Annotated in this window: 17 protein-coding genes and 2 tRNA genes; 10 read left to right on the top strand and 9 right to left on the bottom strand. The window is 75.5% G+C overall.

Translation table 11 applies throughout. The features are described 5' to 3' along the window. A partial coding sequence (locus ABD296_RS46105; protein ID WP_344283682.1) for a hypothetical protein occupies window positions 1–605 on the bottom strand: 605 nt, incomplete at its 3' end. A 392-nt stretch (window positions 606–997) separates the two neighbouring features. Between ABD296_RS46105 and rsgA the strand changes: the two genes are divergently transcribed. Both rsgA and ABD296_RS46095 read left to right on the top strand, forming a co-directional pair. After that, window positions 998–2080, top strand: coding sequence for a ribosome small subunit-dependent GTPase A (gene rsgA, locus ABD296_RS46100; protein ID WP_344283677.1), 1083 nt, complete (start codon window positions 998–1000; stop codon window positions 2078–2080). Then, the gene (locus ABD296_RS46095; protein ID WP_344283675.1) at window positions 2077–2589 is read left to right on the top strand and encodes a GNAT family N-acetyltransferase; all 513 of its coding nucleotides are present in this window, start codon (window positions 2077–2079) and stop codon (window positions 2587–2589) included. Before rsgA ends, ABD296_RS46095 begins: the two co-directional genes overlap by 4 nt. Before the next feature lie 51 nt (window positions 2590–2640). Here the strand turns inward: ABD296_RS46095 and ABD296_RS46090 are convergent, their stop codons facing one another. Both ABD296_RS46090 and ABD296_RS46085 read right to left on the bottom strand, forming a co-directional pair. Next, window positions 2641–3483: an ABC transporter permease gene (locus ABD296_RS46090; RefSeq protein ID WP_344283671.1), complete on the bottom strand. Its 843-nt coding sequence runs from the start codon at window positions 3481–3483 to the stop codon at window positions 2641–2643. Continuing rightward, complete coding sequence (locus tag ABD296_RS46085; protein ID WP_344283668.1) at window positions 3480–4538, bottom strand: ATP-binding cassette domain-containing protein; 1059 nt, start codon at window positions 4536–4538, stop codon at window positions 3480–3482. The genes ABD296_RS46090 and ABD296_RS46085 overlap by 4 nt, the downstream gene beginning before the upstream one ends. A gap of 125 nt (window positions 4539–4663) precedes the next feature. On the opposite strand from ABD296_RS46085, the gene ABD296_RS46080 reads away from it, so the two are divergent. Then, complete coding sequence (locus tag ABD296_RS46080) at window positions 4664–5374, top strand: TetR/AcrR family transcriptional regulator (protein ID WP_344283665.1); 711 nt, start codon at window positions 4664–4666, stop codon at window positions 5372–5374. 34 nt (window positions 5375–5408) lie between these two features. Here the strand turns inward: ABD296_RS46080 and ABD296_RS46075 are convergent, their stop codons facing one another. Next, window positions 5409–5957 carry an AAA family ATPase gene (locus ABD296_RS46075; RefSeq protein ID WP_344283662.1) on the bottom strand — a complete coding sequence of 183 codons (549 nt, stop codon included), beginning with the start codon at window positions 5955–5957 and terminating at the stop codon, window positions 5409–5411. Between the two features lie 132 nt (window positions 5958–6089). Between ABD296_RS46075 and ABD296_RS46070 the strand changes: the two genes are divergently transcribed. The 3 genes from ABD296_RS46070 (at window position 6090) to ABD296_RS46060 (ending at window position 8086) form a co-directional block, all read left to right on the top strand. Next, the gene (locus tag ABD296_RS46070) at window positions 6090–6560 is read left to right on the top strand and encodes a helix-turn-helix domain-containing protein (protein WP_344283659.1); all 471 of its coding nucleotides are present in this window, start codon (window positions 6090–6092) and stop codon (window positions 6558–6560) included. After that, a complete protein-coding gene (locus ABD296_RS46065; RefSeq protein ID WP_344283657.1) occupies window positions 6553–6921 on the top strand; it encodes a DUF4180 domain-containing protein in 369 nt (122 codons plus the stop codon). Before ABD296_RS46070 ends, ABD296_RS46065 begins: the two co-directional genes overlap by 8 nt. Window positions 6922–7357: 436 nt before the next feature. Further along, window positions 7358–8086, top strand: a complete 729-nt coding sequence (locus tag ABD296_RS46060; protein ID WP_344283654.1) for an iron-containing redox enzyme family protein — start codon at window positions 7358–7360, stop codon at window positions 8084–8086. Window positions 8087–8142: 56 nt separating this feature from the next. Here the strand turns inward: ABD296_RS46060 and ABD296_RS46055 are convergent, their stop codons facing one another. After that, the gene (locus tag ABD296_RS46055) at window positions 8143–9141 is read right to left on the bottom strand and encodes a zinc-dependent alcohol dehydrogenase family protein (RefSeq protein ID WP_344283651.1); all 999 of its coding nucleotides are present in this window, start codon (window positions 9139–9141) and stop codon (window positions 8143–8145) included. A gap of 162 nt (window positions 9142–9303) precedes the next feature. Between ABD296_RS46055 and ABD296_RS46050 the strand changes: the two genes are divergently transcribed. Both ABD296_RS46050 and ABD296_RS46045 read left to right on the top strand, forming a co-directional pair. Next, complete coding sequence (locus tag ABD296_RS46050; RefSeq protein WP_344283648.1) at window positions 9304–9642, top strand: ArsR/SmtB family transcription factor; 339 nt, start codon at window positions 9304–9306, stop codon at window positions 9640–9642. 86 nt (window positions 9643–9728) lie between these two features. After that, window positions 9729–10505, top strand: a complete 777-nt coding sequence (locus ABD296_RS46045; protein ID WP_344283645.1) for a class I SAM-dependent methyltransferase — start codon at window positions 9729–9731, stop codon at window positions 10503–10505. Window positions 10506–10519: 14 nt separating this feature from the next. Here ABD296_RS46045 and ABD296_RS46040 read toward each other — a convergent pair whose 3' ends face one another. The 3 genes from ABD296_RS46040 to ABD296_RS46030 form a co-directional block, all read right to left on the bottom strand. Next, window positions 10520–11071: a hypothetical protein gene (locus ABD296_RS46040; RefSeq protein ID WP_344283644.1), complete on the bottom strand. Its 552-nt coding sequence runs from the start codon at window positions 11069–11071 to the stop codon at window positions 10520–10522. A 63-nt stretch (window positions 11072–11134) separates the two neighbouring features. After that, window positions 11135–11207: transfer RNA gene (locus ABD296_RS46035), tRNA-Arg, on the bottom strand. Window positions 11208–11248: 41 nt separating this feature from the next. Next, window positions 11249–11323, bottom strand: a tRNA-Cys gene (locus ABD296_RS46030). A gap of 444 nt (window positions 11324–11767) precedes the next feature. Here ABD296_RS46030 and ABD296_RS46025 point away from each other — a divergent pair. Beyond that, window positions 11768–13225, top strand: coding sequence for a benzaldehyde dehydrogenase (locus tag ABD296_RS46025; protein WP_344283643.1), 1458 nt, complete (start codon window positions 11768–11770; stop codon window positions 13223–13225). 64 nt (window positions 13226–13289) lie between these two features. Here the strand turns inward: ABD296_RS46025 and erm are convergent, their stop codons facing one another. Next, entirely contained in the window at window positions 13290–14141 is an 852-nt protein-coding gene (erm, locus tag ABD296_RS46020; protein WP_407061584.1) for an ErmE/ErmH/ErmO/ErmR family 23S rRNA (adenine(2058)-N(6))-methyltransferase, read from the bottom strand. A gap of 498 nt (window positions 14142–14639) precedes the next feature. Here erm and ABD296_RS46015 point away from each other — a divergent pair. Next, on the top strand, window positions 14640–15139 hold a 500-nt coding region (locus ABD296_RS46015), incomplete at its 3' end, for an alpha/beta hydrolase (RefSeq protein ID WP_344283638.1).

Below are 15139 nucleotides of genomic sequence, written 5' to 3'. Positions count from 1 at the left end.
TCGGCGACGGTGTCGATCGCGGCGCCGACGCCGGCCTTGGTGGCGGCCTCCACGGCCGGTGAGGCGGCGGCGGTGGTCATGGTGCGGCCCGCCATGTCCAGGGCGGTGGCGGTGGCGGCGCGGGCGAGGGGGCTGCGGGCGGCCAGGCGGCGCGCGGCGACGGCCATGGGGTGCTGGGCGGCCTGGCCGGCGAGGGTCATCGCGGCGGTCGCGGCCTCCAGCGCGCCCGCGGTGGCGGGGTTGGCCTCGGCGGCGGGGCGGGCCTCCCGCACCGCCTTCTCGGCTGCGGCGGAGGCGGCCTTGACGGCGGCGTCGCGGGCGGCCTTCTCGACGGCCTTCATCACCGGGGTGCCGGCCATCTGCTCCACGATCCGGGACGCGGCGAGCGAGGCGGCGTCGCGGGCGGCGTGCCGGACGGGTTCGCTGACGGTGGCGGCGAGGCGGGCGGCGCCTCCGGCGACGGGCGCGAGCCCGTCCCACAGCTCCTCCAGCCGCTCGGCCGCGGCCCGGTCGGCGTGCTCGGCGCGCTCGGCGCCGCCGCCGGTCGCGCCGGTCTCCCGGTCGCGCGGCTCCTCGCCTTGCCGGTCCCTTTCGTCCACGGCCATGCCCCCTATCACGGTCCGCCGCCTCAAATCACCATACGTTCCGATTGGCGGTTCCACTCCCCCGCTGAGGCGGCCGGCTCTGCAGAACGGCCGCGCGGCGCGGGCGTCCCGGGCGGCGTGCGGGCGGCCGACCAGCCGGGCGGGCGCTCCGGGCGGTCCCACGGCGGCCGGTCGGGGGCGCGTTAATCGGTGGCCCGGGGCGGGCCGGTGCAGCTAGGGTCGGACGCGGAACCGAGAGGGGGATGAGGACCATGGCCGTTGCCGCAGTCGCTGCTGCGTTCGCTGTCGCGCGCGGCAGCCAGCCCGTCCTCATCTTCCGGGCCTCCGGCTGACCCCGGTCCGCTTCGTCCGGCGCGCTCGCCGGGGCCCCTTCTGTGAAGGGTTCCATTCCGTTGTCTTCTTTCGACGGGTCTGTCCTGTCCGCCTACGGGTGGGACGAGACCCTGGAGAACGTTTTCCTTCCGCACCGCGCGGCCGGGCTGGTGCCCGCGCGGGTCACCGCGGTCGACCGCGGCCTGTGCGATGTGGTGACCGAGTCGGGTCCCGGGCGGGCCGCCGCCGGGGCGTTCGGCTCCCCCGCCGACCCGGCGCAGGCGCCGTGCACGGGCGACTGGGCGGCGCTCCGCCCGGACGGCCCGGACGGGCGTCCGGTGCTGGCGGCGCTGCTGCCGCGCCGCACCGCGAGCGTCCGGTCGTCGGCGGCGCGGGACTCGCACGGCCAGGTGCTGGCCGCCAACGTCGACACCGTCGCGATCGCGGTGCCGCTGGTGCCCGATCCCGGTCTCGGGCGTCTGGAGCGGCTGCTGGCGCTGGCGTGGGAGAGCGGTGCGCGGCCGGTGGTGGTGCTCACCAAGGCCGACCGGGCCGCCTCGGCCGGGGAGGCGGAGGCGGACGTCGCCGCCGCCGCTCCGGGCGTGGACGTGGTGGCGTGCAGCGCCGCGACCGGCGACGACGTCGACGTGGTCGCGGCGGTGCTGTCGGGCACGGTGGTGCTGGTCGGGCCGTCGGGCGCGGGCAAGTCCACGCTCGGCAACGCGCTGCTGGGCAGCGACGCGCTCGCCACGGGCGCCGTCCGGGAATCGGACGGCAAGGGGCGGCACACCACCGTGCGGCGGGAGCTGCTGCCGCTGCCGGGCGGCGGCGTCCTGATCGACACGCCGGGGCTGCGGGGCGTGGGGCTGTTCGAGGCCGGCGACGGGCTGCGGCGGGCGTTCGCCGACATCGAGGAGCTGGCCGAGGGCTGCCGGTTCGGCGACTGCGCCCACGCCGGCGAGCCGGGCTGCGCGGTGCTGGCCGCCGTCGCCGGCGGGTCGCTTCCGCAGCGGCGTCTGGACAGCTACCGCAAGCTGCTGCGCGAGAACGCGTGGATCGCCTCGCGGACCGACGCGCGGCTGCGCGCCGAGCAGCGCGACAAATGGAAGGCCGTGAGCCGGTGGCAGCGGCAGATGTACAAGGAGCGGGGGCGCGGCCGGTGACCGGGCACTGGAGGAGCCGGCCGGAGACGGCCGCGGACGCGGCGGCGGTGCGCCGGGTGGTGCAGGCGGCGTTCCCGACGGCCGAGGAGGCCGATCTGGTGGACGCGCTGCGCCGTGACCCGGCGTGGCTGCCGGGCCTTTCGTTCGTGGCCGAGGCGCCCGGCGGGCGCATCGCCGGGTACGCGCTGCTGACGCGCTGCCGGGTCGGCGGCGCGGACGCGGTGGCGCTGGCGCCGGTGGCGGTGCTGCCCGCCTACCAGCGGCGCGGTGCGGGCGGCGCGGCGGTCCGCGCGGTCCTGGCCGCGGCGCGGCGGCGGGGCGAGCGGCTGGTGGTGGTGCTGGGGCATCCGGGCTACTACCCGCGGTTCGGGTTCGTGCGGGCCTCGTCGCTGGGGGTCTCGGCCGGGTTCGAGGTGCCGGACGAGGCGCTGATGGCGCTGGTGCTGGGCGGCGCGCCGGGTCCGGTGCCGTCCGGTGTGATCGAGTACGCGCCGCCGTTCGGCGTGTGAGCGCGCGGGCCGCGCCCCCGGCATCCCGCCGGGGGCGCGGCCGGTCCGCGGTCACCGGCCGCGCCGGTGGAAGGTGCGCACCGACAGCGGCGCGAACACCGCGATCAGCGCGATCGACCACAGCAGCGTCGCGGTGACGGGGTGGGCGAGGGGCCAAGCCAGGCCGGCGTGGCCTCCGGCGGGCGCGCCGGGGTTGCCGAACAGCTGCCGGCAGGCGGCGGTGGCGGCGCTGACGGGGTTCCAGTCGGCGACGGCGCGCAGCCAGGCGGGCATGCCGGTGGTCGGGACGAAGGAGTTCGACAGCATCGTGACCGGGAACACCAGCGGGACGAACTGGTCGGCGGTCTGCTCGTTGCGCACCACCAGCCCGAGGTAGCAGCCGGCCCAGCTGAGCGCGTGCCGCAGCAGCACCAGCAGCAGGAACGCCTCGGCGGTCGGCCACAGGCCGCGGTGCGCGCGCCACCCGACGACCAGGCCGGTGGCGGCCATGATGACCAGCGCGAGGACCCCGTTGATCACATCGGCGCCGGCCTGCCCGAACGGGACGGCCGAGCGCGCCATCGGCATGGCGCGGAAGCGGTCCATGACGCCGCGGGAGGCGTCGGTGGCGACCCGCAAGGTGACGGCCATCACGGAGGTGAACGACACCATGACGAACAGGCCGGGCATCAGGTACTCGCGATAGTTGCCGCCGCCGGGGACGGTGATGGCGCTGCCGAACACGTACCCGAACAGCACCACCATGACGGCGGGGAAGATCAGCGCGGCGATCAGCTCGCCGGGTTCCTGGCGCAGCCGGCTCAGCTCGCGTCCGACGAGGGTGAGCCCGTCGGCGGCGCTCCAGCGCAGCCGCGCGGCCGGGGACGGCCGGGTGGTGAGGGCGGGCGCGGTCATCGGACGGTCTCCTTCCGCGGTTCGGCGGTCTCGCCGGCGTCGGGCCGGGCGGGTTCGTCGGTGGGTTCGGCACCGGGTTCGGCACCGGGTTCGGCAGTGTCAGGTCCGGCTGGGTCGGGTTCGGTGTCGCGGCCGGTGAGGCGCAGGAACACCTCGTCGAGGGTGGGGCGGCGCAGGCCGACGTCGTCGGCGGTGACGCCGGCGCGGTCGAGTTCGCGGACGACGTCGGCGAGCCGGACGGCGCCGCGGGCGAGCGGCACGGTGAGCCGCGCGCCGTCCAGGGCGGGGTGGGCGCCGGCGATCCCGGCCAGGACGCGGGCGGCGTCACCGGCACCGGCGGGGTCGGCCAGCACGACGTCGAGGCGGTCGCCGATGGAGGCCTTCAGCCGGTCGGGGGTGCCGTCGGCGATGACGCGGCCGTGGTCGATGACGACGACGTCGTCGGCGAGACGGTCGGCCTCCTCCAGGTACTGGGTGGTGAGCAGCACGGTGGTGCCGTCGGCGACCAGGCCGCGGACGGCGTCCCAGATCTCGCCGCGGCTGCGCGGGTCCAGGCCGGTGGTGGGCTCGTCCAGGAACAGCACCTGGGGTCGCAGGATGAGGCTGGTGATCAGGTCGAGGCGGCGGCGCATGCCGCCGGAGTAGCCCTGCACCTGCCGGTCGGCGGCGTCCATCAGCCCGAACCGCTCCAGCAGCTCGTCGGCGCGGCGGTGGGCCTCGCGGCGGGGCAGGTGGTACAGGCGGCCGAACAGGCGCAGGTTGCCGCGCCCGGTGAGCTTCTCGTCGACGGCGGCGTACTGGCCGGCGAGCCCGATGCGGGCGCGGACCTCGTCGGGCCGGGCGGCGACGTCGTACCCGGCGACGCGGGCGCGGCCGGAGTCGGCGTCGGCGAGCGTGGCCAGGATCCGCACGGCGGTGGTCTTGCCGGCGCCGTTGGGGCCGAGCAGGCCGCAGACGGTGCCGGGCGCGACGGCGAGGTCCAGGCCGTCCAGGGCGTTGGTGTCGCCGAAGCGCTTGTGCAGCGCCTCGGCCAGCACGATCGGTTCGTCCGGCATCGGTCCTCCATTGGGTACGGCGTACGCGGTGAGCTGCCGCCAGGGTAGGCAACCGAGTACGATGTACGCAACTAGAATCCCGGGGAGGGGCCGCGCGGGCCCCTTGACCGGCGGAGGGGAGCACGGTGGCGGACGTCGATGCGGCGGGCATCTTCGCGGTCCCCGAACGGCAGGGCCGGGGCCCACGGCCCGCCTACAGCCGCGCCCAGATCACCGAGGCGGCGGTGCGGATCGCCGACGCCGACGGGTTGGAGGCGGCGTCGATGCGGCGGATCGCCGCCGAGCTCGGCACCGGCGCGATGTCGCTGTACCGCTACGTCCCCTCCCGCGACGACCTGATCGAGCTGATGTACGACCACGTCGTCGGCACCTTGGAGGTCCCGGCCCGCCCGACCGGCGACTGGCGCGCCGACCTGCGCCTGGTCGCCCGCAACACCCGGTCGATGTGGCTGGCGCACCCCTGGGTGGCCGACCTGCACCGCGCCCGCCCGGCGTTCGGCCCCAACCAGCTGCGGATCACCGAGTTCGGCCTGGGCGCGCTGGACGTCGGCATCCCGGTCGACGACATCCTCACGCTGGTGAACATGCTGAACGGCTACGTCGTCACCACCGTCCGCGCCGAGATCGAGTGGGAGCGCGAGCGGCGGCGCACGGGCATGACCATGCGCGACTGGATGCGCCAGAGCTCCCCCTACGTCCAGCGGCTGCTCGACAGCGGCGAGCACCCGATGCTCACCCGCGTGGTGAAGGACGCGGCGCTGCCGCACATGTCCCCCGACGACCAGTTCGACTACGGCCTGGAACGCGTCCTGGACTGCATCGCCTCCTGCATGTGAGGCGCCCCGGGGGCCGCGGACCGGCCGGCCGGGGTCAGGGCAGCCAGTAGGCGCCGCGGGCCAAGCCGTCGGACACCGCCCGCGCGGTGTCCTCGGCGGTCAGCGCACCGGAGTCCAGGACGTGGCGCTCGTGGTCGCCGAGGTCGGCGAACTCCTCGAACATCCGCCCGACCGGGCCGGGGTCGGTGAGCGCGCCGGGCCCGCGAGCGGCGGCGCGGGCGAGCACGACGTCCCGGTCCGGGCGCAGCACCACGTAGTGCAGCGGGACGCCGGCGCCGGCCGCGGCGCGGCGGAACGGGCCGAGGAACCAGGGGCCGACGACCCCGTCGAACACCACGTGGTATCCCCCGGCGGCGTACCCGGCGGCGGCGGTGGCCTGGACGCCGACGACGGTCTCGTTCTGCCGCTGCGCCTCGGGCAGGTACGGCGGGATCGCGCCCTGGGCGATGAAGGCGAAGAAGTCGTCGCCGTGCAGCCGCACGCTCGGTGTCAGGCGCGCGGCCAGCAGCCGGGCGACGGTGCTCTTGCCGGCGCCGCACGGCCCCGTCAGCACGACGACCGCGCCGCGCCCCTCGTCCGTCACCGCTCCGCCCTCTCGTGATCGCGGGCCGGTGCCCGCCGTCGGCCACGCTATCGCCGGGGCAGGACGCGGCGCACCCGAATAATGTTCCTCAAACACCCCTATCACTCCCTTCATAGGGTAGTTTGAGGAGTGATGACGGAGAATATGTACTCGGTGGAGGAGGTCGCGGACCTTCTCGGGCTGCACGTGCGGACGGTCCGCGGTTACATCCGGGCCGGGCGGCTGCGGGCGGTGCGGATCGGCAAGCAGTACCGGATCTCCGCGGCCGCTCTGCAGGAGCTGACCGGGCGCCCGGAGCCGGCGGCGCCCGGAGCGGGAGGCGCGGGCGGGGCCGGGCGGGCGGAGGTGTCGAGCATCGTGCAGATCGACGGGGTCGGCCGGGCCGCCGCCGACCGGATCGGCACGTTCGTGCTGGCCGGGGTGAACACCGGCCGCGGCGCGGGCGGCCCGCTGCGCGTGCAGACCGTCCATGACCAGGAGCGGAACCGGATGAAGATCGTGATTCTGGGCGGCGTGTCCGCCACCGCCGAGGTGCTGCGGCTGATCGAGAGCGTGCTGGACGGCGGGGTCCTGGACGCCGGAGGGGAGACGGGCGATGCCTGACCTGGTGCGGGAGCGGGCCGGGGTGCCGGTGCTGATGTGCGACCCGGACGGGCCGCCGGTGGCCACCGAGCAGGACGCGCTCGACCTGATCGGCGCGGCGTTCCTGGGCGCGCGGGTGGTGGCGGTGCCGGCGGGGCGGCTGGACGAGCGCTTCTTCTCGCTCGGCACCCGGTTCGCGGGCGATGTCATGCAGAAGTTCGTCAACTACCGGCTGCGGCTGGCGGTGGTCGGGGACATCTCCCGGCATCTGGCGGCCAGTCCGGCGCTGCGCGCGCTGGTACGCGAGTCGAACGCGGCGGACCACGTCTGGTTCGTCCCCGATCTGGAGGCGCTGGGCGCCCGGCTCCGCACGGTCGCCTGACCTCGCCCGAACTCCCCCGGACGCGGCCGGCGGGCGGCGCGAACGCCCGGGACATATCAGGGGCGGGGCGGGTTCGGTGGGGCCGGTGGGGCGCGGGAACGTTTCACGGCCGGATCCGGCCATGGGGCGGGTGGTATCGGTCCCGGTGCGGGGCGCCGGCCGGACGGCAGAAAAGCGCGCCGGCGGCCGCTTTCCGATAAAGGCGCAGCCCGGCCCGCGCCGGTGGGAATTATCATACGGCGACGAGGCGGCGCAAGGTATCGCCGTGGCCACGGTAATGGATCGTCGCGGGTGATATCGGGTGGGGCCGGCGGGTCGGTTAGGTTCTGCTGAGAGCACGTCGCATCGCCTGTTCGCGGGCCGGTGCCGGGTGGGTGCGTTCCCAGGTGGAAAACCCCGGTTCACCGCTCTGACGTGCTGTGATGATGGGCATGAAATGGCCGCAGATCATTGGAGAAGCATGACCTCGCTCGCTGGATCCGCCGTATCGGCCGACCTGATCGCGCACGCCCGGGGAACGCTGGACAGCAGTGCGTTCTTTTCCGATCTGCGTGCGGGAAAGGCACCGATCGGAGTTGTCCGGGATGTTATGGGCCAGTACTACCTGTGGCGGAACCAATTTCACCGTTGGCTCGGCGTCTGCGTGGCGAAGAGCCCGGCGTTCGGGACCGAGTCGGACGCCTTCCGTGTCCTGTCCGGGCTGACCGCGCACATCGAGGAGGAGGTCGGCGGCGACCACCACGGCCTGGCGGTGCGGCTGCTGCGGGCGCTGGGGGTCGAGCGGCCCGCGGCGGTGGTGCCGCTGCCGGTGACCGCCGCCTACTGCGAGTCGTTCCCGGTGCGGTACCTGGACCCGGCGCGCGGCGGGGCGGAGGCCGTCGCGGCGCTGGCGGGCCGGGAGATCGCGAGCCCGGCGCGCAACCGCATCGTGATCGACGCGCTGTCGGCGCACTACGGGGTGACCTCGGGTCTGGAGTTCCTCACCCTGCACGAGACCAAGGGGCCCGGCCAGTTCGCGGCGCTGTGGGACGTCCTGATGAACGGCTTCTTCGCCGACGAGGCGCTGATGGTGCGGGCGGCGCGCGAGGAGATCGGCGAGCACGTCGGGTTCTGGGACGAGGTGTACGCGCACCTGTCCCGCGACCTCGCCGGGGTCCCCGCCTGACGCCGCCCGCCCCGCCCGCCGGCCCCGGGGACGCGCCGGGGCCGGCGGGCGGCGGGTCAGTGCCCGGTGGTCGCGATGATCTTGCCGGTCTGGGTGCCGGACTCCAGGTGGCGGTGGGCCTCGACGATGTCGCCGAGGTCGAAGACCCGGTCGACGATGGGTGTGAACGCGCCGGTGCGCAGGCCGGAGGCGACGAACGCCTCGGCGCGGCGCAACCGCTCCGGGTCGGTGGTGGTCTCGTGGACGGTGTAGGTCCGCATGTTCAGTGCGGGCATGCCGAGTTCGAAGCCGGGATAGGGGGTCGGTTCCCCGCTGAGCATCCCGTACTCGACGAGGGTGCCGCCGGGCGCGACCGCGCGGGCCAGGTCGATCACGCCGGGGCCGGCGACGGCGTCGAAGACGAACTGCGCGCCGCGTCCGCCGGTCAGGTCCAGGATCCGGTCGGCGACGTCCCGCCCGCCGGTGACGATCACTTCGGCGGCGCCGGCCTTCAGTAGCGCGCCGGTCTTGGCGGGGGTGCGGGTGAGGGCGATGGGCCGGGCGCCGATGCGGTCGGCGAGGGCGATGGCGGCCAGGCCGACGCTGCTGGACGCGGCGGTCAGCACGACGGTGTCGCCGGCGCGTATCCCGCCGGTCTCCACCAGTGCCCCGTAGGCGGTCAGGTAGGGCATCCACACCGCCGCGCCACCGACCGCGTCCAGGTTCTCGGGGCGGTGCACGACGGCGGCCGCGGGGACGATCGCGGTGTCGGCGTAGACGCCGTAGTCGTTCATCGAGAACGCCGGGATCACGCTGACGGGCCGCCCGGCCGGGAAACCGGTGGCGCCGGGGCCGGCGGCGCGCACCACGCCTGAGGCTTCGGCGCCGAGCCGGGCGGGGAAGGCCTTGACCGGCTCGATGTAGGTCCCGGCGCGGAACAGCGCCTCGGCGCGGTTGAGGCCGATCGCCTCGATGTCGATCAGCAGTTCGCCGGGGCCCGGCTCACCGGGCTCGGCGTCCTCCAGCCGCAGCACCTCCGGGCCTCCCACCTCGTGGAACCGCACCGTCCTGGTCATCGCAACCTCGTCCCTTCGGTTCGGCGGAGGCGCCGCGCGGCGCCGTGCCAGGGGCACCACCCAAGCCGAAAGTACGATCACTGTCAAACTTCTATCCTCATCGTACTTCGATGTTGATCGTCGTTCGATGGGTGTCGTACGATGCGGCCGGGAGGTGGCGTGATGGCGACGGCACGGCACGGCGGGCGCGACCGCGTCCCGCCGCACCCCGACGTCCGCGAGGTCGGGCTGCAGCAGGTCCTGGAGGCGCTGGTCGACCCGGTGCGCCGCCGGATCGTCACCGAGCTGCACGCCGCGGGCGCCGACCTGAGCTGCGGCACGATCGAGCTGCCGGTCGGCAAGTCGACCGCCACCCACCACTTCCACGTGCTGCGGGAGGCGGGCCTCATCCGCCAGTACTACGTCGGCACCTCCCGCATGAACGCGCTGCGCCGCGAGGAGTTCGACGCGGTGTTCCCGGGGCTGCTGGACGTCGTGGTCGGCGAACCCCACCGGGACTGAACGGCCCTCCCGCCGCCGGAACCCGCCGGCCGACCGCGGTGAAAACGGTTTGCGGCGCGCCGCGCGCGCCGGGGACCCTCGGTGCCATGGACCGCGACGTTCTGCGCTACTACGAGCGCGGCGAGGAGGACCGGCGGCTGCGCGAGGGCGACGGCCGGCTGGAGCTGTGGCGGACCCAGGACGTCCTGCGCCGGGTGCTGCCCCCGCCGCCGGCGCGGGTGCTGGACGTGGGCGGCGGCCCCGGCGTGCACGCCGAATGGCTGGCCGCCGACGGCCACGCGGTGCGGCTGGTCGACCCCGTCCCGTTGCACGTCGAGCAGGCCTCGCGGATCCCCGGCGTGACCGCCCGGCACGGCGACGCCCGCGACCTGCCGGTGCCCGACGCGTCCGCGGACGCGGTGCTGCTGCTCGGCCCGCTCTACCACTTGGTGGACCGCGCCGACCGGGTGCGGGCGCTGCGGGAGGCGGCGCGCGCGGTACGGCCCGGCGGCGTGGTGGCGGCGGCGTCGATCGGCCGGTACGCCGCGCTGCACGACATGCTCCGCAAGGGCCGCTACCGGGGGGAGCGCGCGATCGTGGACGCGTCGGTCACGTCCGGCGTGCTGCGCGCCACGCCCGACATGGGGTTCACCACCGCCTACCTGCACGAGCCGCAGGAGCCGCCGCACGAGTTCGCCGACGCCGGGCTGCCCGGCGCGCGCTCCTACGGCCTGGAGGGCGCGGCGTGGCTGTTCGGTGATCTCGGCCGGCTGCTGGAGGACGACCGCGCGACGGTGCTGGAGGCCCTGCGGGCGGTGGAGTCGGTGCCGTCGCTGCTGGGCGTCAGCGGCCACGTCATCACGGTCGCCGCCAGGCCCCGCTGAACCGGGACAGGGGGTCAGGCGGCGGGGAAGTCACGGCGCTTGATCTTGGCTTTGTCGCAGCCGGGGTCGGCGGGGTCGCGCCAGAACACGATGCCCTCGTAGGGGCGGGCGCGCAGCCAGGCGGCCAGGCCGTCGTGGTCGCGGGGCACCTCGCCGAGGTCGTCGGCGCCGTGCGGGACCAGGACGTGCTCGGCGGCCCCCTCGGGGTTCCCGTTGATCCTGGGGCCGATCAGCTCGTAGGTGCCGGCCGCGAACGCCCGGCTGGCCAGGGCGGCGCGCAGATGCTTCCAGAACGCCGACTGCTCGGCGGGCTCCCACCCGACCGCCTTGCCGGTGGCGGGGTCGGCCGCGACCGGGACGAAACCGGGCGGCGCGGGACGGCCGGGCTTGACCTCGCGGCGGGCGTACCAGCGGTCGCCGTCGAACCGCACGCACGTGCCGTCGTACTTGCGGGTGGCGCGGCCCTCCCCGGCCTCCACCCACGCGCAGGACGGGTCGAGCTCGCGGGTGACGTGGCGGGGGTCGCCGTCCCAGTCGCGGACGAACAGTGTCGGAATCTTGCGCATCACGGGCCTTCCCGGCTGGTCTGTCGGCGTCACGCCCGCCCGCCGCGGCGATGCGGCGCGGGGCCTCCCCGGCAGGAATCGAACCTGCGGCACCCGGCTTCGGAGACCGGCGCTCTGTCCTCTGAGCTACGGGGAGCGGGCCCCGCCCCCGGGTGACTGAAGGGGGGGCGGGGCGGGAGACGCTGGTGGGATTCGAACCCACGTGAAGCGGAGTTGCAGTCCGCTGCCTGATGTCCACTCGGCTACAGCGTCCGGGGCCCGTCCGGCGGCCGGTCATGCAGAAGGCCGCCGTTCCGGGTGGGAAGGGCGGCCGTCGCGCGGGGTTCGCGCGTGCGTCAGGGGACCGCCCGTCCGGTCGTCCGGGCACAGGTGCAGGTGCGTTCGCCGTGTCGGCGGGTCATGGTCTGCTCCTCCCGGGTGGCCTGCTGGTGCGATCAGCATGCCCGGCTCCGCCGCGCGCCCGCAACGGGTTTTCGCGGCCGTCCGGACACGGCGCGCGCCGACGGTGAGCGTAGTTCAGGCGGGCCGTGCCGCCGGATATTCCATTGAGCGGAAAGGCGCTGTTCCGCCGGGCGCCCCGCACCGCGAGGCTGGGGTGCACGGGACCGCGCCGAGCGAGCAGGGCCACGGAAAGCTCGCGGCACGGGCAAGGGCGAAACGGGCATGACGCAAAAGGCAGAACGAAAGGAGCCGACGATGGCGCTGCTGGACCCCGGCACATGGACGGGGAAGATCTTCACCGGCGGGTGGACGGCCGCGGACGGCGGCGTCCTGGACGTCGTCGAACCGGCGACCGGCGCGACGCTGGGCACGCTGGGCCGGGCGTCGGCGCACGACGTGGCGCAGTCAGCGGCCGCAGCCGCCGCCGCGCAGCGCGACTGGGCCGCGCGCACCTACGAAGACCGCGCGGCGGTACTGCGGCGCGCGGGCCGGCTGTTCGAGGACCACGCCGCCGAGATCCAGGAATGGATCGTCCGGGAGGCCGGATCGGTCCCCGCGAAGGCGGAACTGGAGGCGCGGTTCGCGGCGAGCCTGTGCTACGAGGCCGCCGCGCTGGCCTCCCACCCGCAGGGCCTGGTCCTGCCGTCGGCGCAGCCCCGGTGGAGCCTGGCACGGCGCCGCCCCGCCGGCGTCGTCACCGTGATCGCCCCGTTCAACTTCCCGCTGATCCTGTCGATGCGGTCGGTGGCGCCGGCGCTGGCGCTCGGCAACGCCGTCCTGCTCAAGCCCGACCCGCGCACCGCGGTGTGCGGAGGCGTGAGCGTCGCCCGGATCTTCCAGGAGGCCGGCCTGCCCGAAGGGCTGCTGCACCTGCTGCCCGGCGGACGCGAGACCGGCGAGGCGGTGGTGTCGGCGCCGCAGGTGCGGGTCGTGTCGTTCACCGGGTCCACGGCGGCGGGCCGCACGATCGGAGAGGTGTGCGGACGGCTCCTCAAGCGCGCCCACCTGGAACTCGGCGGCAACAACGCCCTCATCGTGCTGCCGGGCGCCGACATCGGCAAGGCCGTGTCGGCGGGCGCCTGGGGATCGTTCCTGCACCAGGGGCAGATCTGCATGACCACCGGACGGCACCTGGTCCACCACAGCCTGCACGACGAGTACGTCGCCGCGCTGGCCGACAAGGCCGACAAGCTGCCCGTCGGGAACCCGGCGACCGGGCAGGTCGCGCTCGGCCCCATCATCGACGAGCACCAGCTCGCGCACGTCGACGACCTGGTCCGCGGCACCGTCGCCGCCGGCGCGCGCCTGGCCGCGGGCGGCACCCACGAAGGCCTGTTCTACCGCCCCACCGTCCTGGCCGAGGTCGCACCCGACATGCCCGCCTACGCCCAGGAGGTGTTCGGGCCCGTCGCGCCGGTCGTGCCGTTCTCCAGCGTGGACGAGGCGGTCGCGCTGGCCGCCGACAGCGAGTACGGGCTGTCGCTGGGCATCCTCGGCGACGTCGGCCAGGCGATGCGGATCGCCGACGCGGTCCCCACCGGGCTGGTCCACATCAACGACCAGACCGTCAACGACGAACCGGTCGTGCCGTTCGGCGGGCTGGCCGCCTCGGGGAACGGCTCGCGGTTCGGCGGCCCCGACGCCAACATCGAGGCGTTCACCGAGACCCAGTGGGTCACGATGCGCGACCAGATCGCCCCCTACCCGTTCTGACCCGACACCCCCTGCGAGGGGCGGCCGCCGGACAAACCCGGCGACCGCCCCTCCCACGGGGTGATCAGTGGCGCGGCCTCAGGCCGGGACCGCCGCCACTGCCCGCGCCGGCCCCGCCGCCGATCCCGTGCAGGACGCCGACCAACGTGACCCACTGGTCGGGATGCGCGTCGGCGACCAGCGCGCCCGGCGCGATCCCCGCCGCCCGCAGCGCCGCGTCCACCCGCCGGCGAGGGTGCCGCAGGCACAGCGAGGCGCGCAGCGTGCCGCCCCTGCCGGTGAACCCCAGGTCGACGCAGCGCAGGTAGTCGCCCATCGCCTCCGGCGGCAGCAGCGGACGGGCCCGCCGCGTCAGCCGCAGCACCGCCCCGTCCACCCGCGGCACCGGCCGAAACAGCCCCCGCGGCACCCGCCCGCCCATCTCCCAGCCGAACTCCGGCCAGGTCCGCACCGTCAGCCGCGACCAGCGGCCGTACCCGCCGGTGCGCTTGCGCGCGTACTCCAGCTGCGTGATCAGCGTCGCCGACGCCAGCCCCGGCGCCGTCAGCGCCCACCCGACGATCCGCGACGTCGAAGCGAACGGGATGTTGCCCGCCAGATGGAACGGGCCCGACGGCGGCCGCGCCGCCAGGAAGTCGCCGGTCACGCACCGCACGTTCGCCAGCGCCGCGCACCGGGCCCGCAGCCGCGCCGCCAGCCGCGGATCGATCTCGTAGGCGATCACCGAGCCGGCCCGGGCCGCCAGCGCGGCCGTGACCCGCCCGTCGCCCGCACCGGCCTCGACGACCAGCGCATCGGGCGCGGGCACGGCGGCGCGGGCGTAGCGGGCGACGGCCGCCGGATCGGACAGGAAGTTCTGCGACAGCGCGCGCCGCGCCTGCGAGCGCGGGCCGCCGCGGTGATGATGCTGGTTCAGGGTCGCCGTCCTCGGCTTCCGGCCCAGGACGGGCCGGCCGGACGGGCACCGGAGAACGCGCGGGCGGCACCACCGCAACAGTGGCCGCTGACACGATCGGTGACGCGGCCGGACATGCGATCGCACAGCCGGCCGCGAAGCGCGGGCGGGCCCGTCCGAGATGGTCATGGACGCTCGAAGGCCCCGGACCACGGGCATGCACCGCCGACGGCACGCGACCCGCAGGTCACCGCGCCGCCGCGCAACGGGCAGGAGCCGCTCAGCGGCCCCGCCGAGAAGATCAGACGAGGGTGCGCGCCACCCGCCGGTCCAGGACAGGACGGGCCTCACGCAGCCGCACATACGCGGCCGGGCCGGTCCTCAGGACCGCGCTCTTGATGAAACACCCCATGCGCGCGATCGTAGGGGACCGCGCGGACCGGCCCCAACCGGTTTTCCCGCCGCCGCGGCCACCCAGGCCGCCCGCCCGACCGTCTCGCCGACACCTCACGGAGTGCCATGGGCCGCGATCCGGACTACCTGGCGTTCCTGCGCCGCCGCCTCACCCGACCCCCGGCCGCACCCGCCGCCCGAGCGGGAGACGCCGGACGCGACCCGGCCCGCGCCATCGAGGACGCGCGCCGAGAACACGCCGCCGACCTGGCCCGCTGTCCCCGCCCGCCCGTCCCGCTCGTCCGCGACCTCACCCTCGACGGCCCCGCCGGACCGCTGCCCGCCCGCCTCTACCACCCCGGCGGCGACCGCCCCGCCCCCACCCTCGTCTACTTCCACGGCGGCGGCTGGGTGCTCGGCGGCGTCGACAGCTACGACCCCGTCGTCCGGGCCCTCGCCACCGCCGCCCCCGGCACCGCCTGGCTGTCGGTCGGCTACCGCCGCCCGCCCGAACACCCCTTCCCCGCCGCGCTCGACGACGCCGTCGCCGCCGTCGGCTGGGCCACCGCCAACGCCGACCGCATCGGCGCCGACCCCGCCCGCACCGGCGTCGCCGGCGACAGCGC

This window comes from Actinomadura napierensis (assembly GCF_039529375.1).
Lineage (GTDB): Bacteria > Actinomycetota > Actinomycetes > Streptosporangiales > Streptosporangiaceae > Spirillospora > Spirillospora napierensis.
This window is presented reverse-complemented; position numbering and strand designations above follow the sequence as displayed.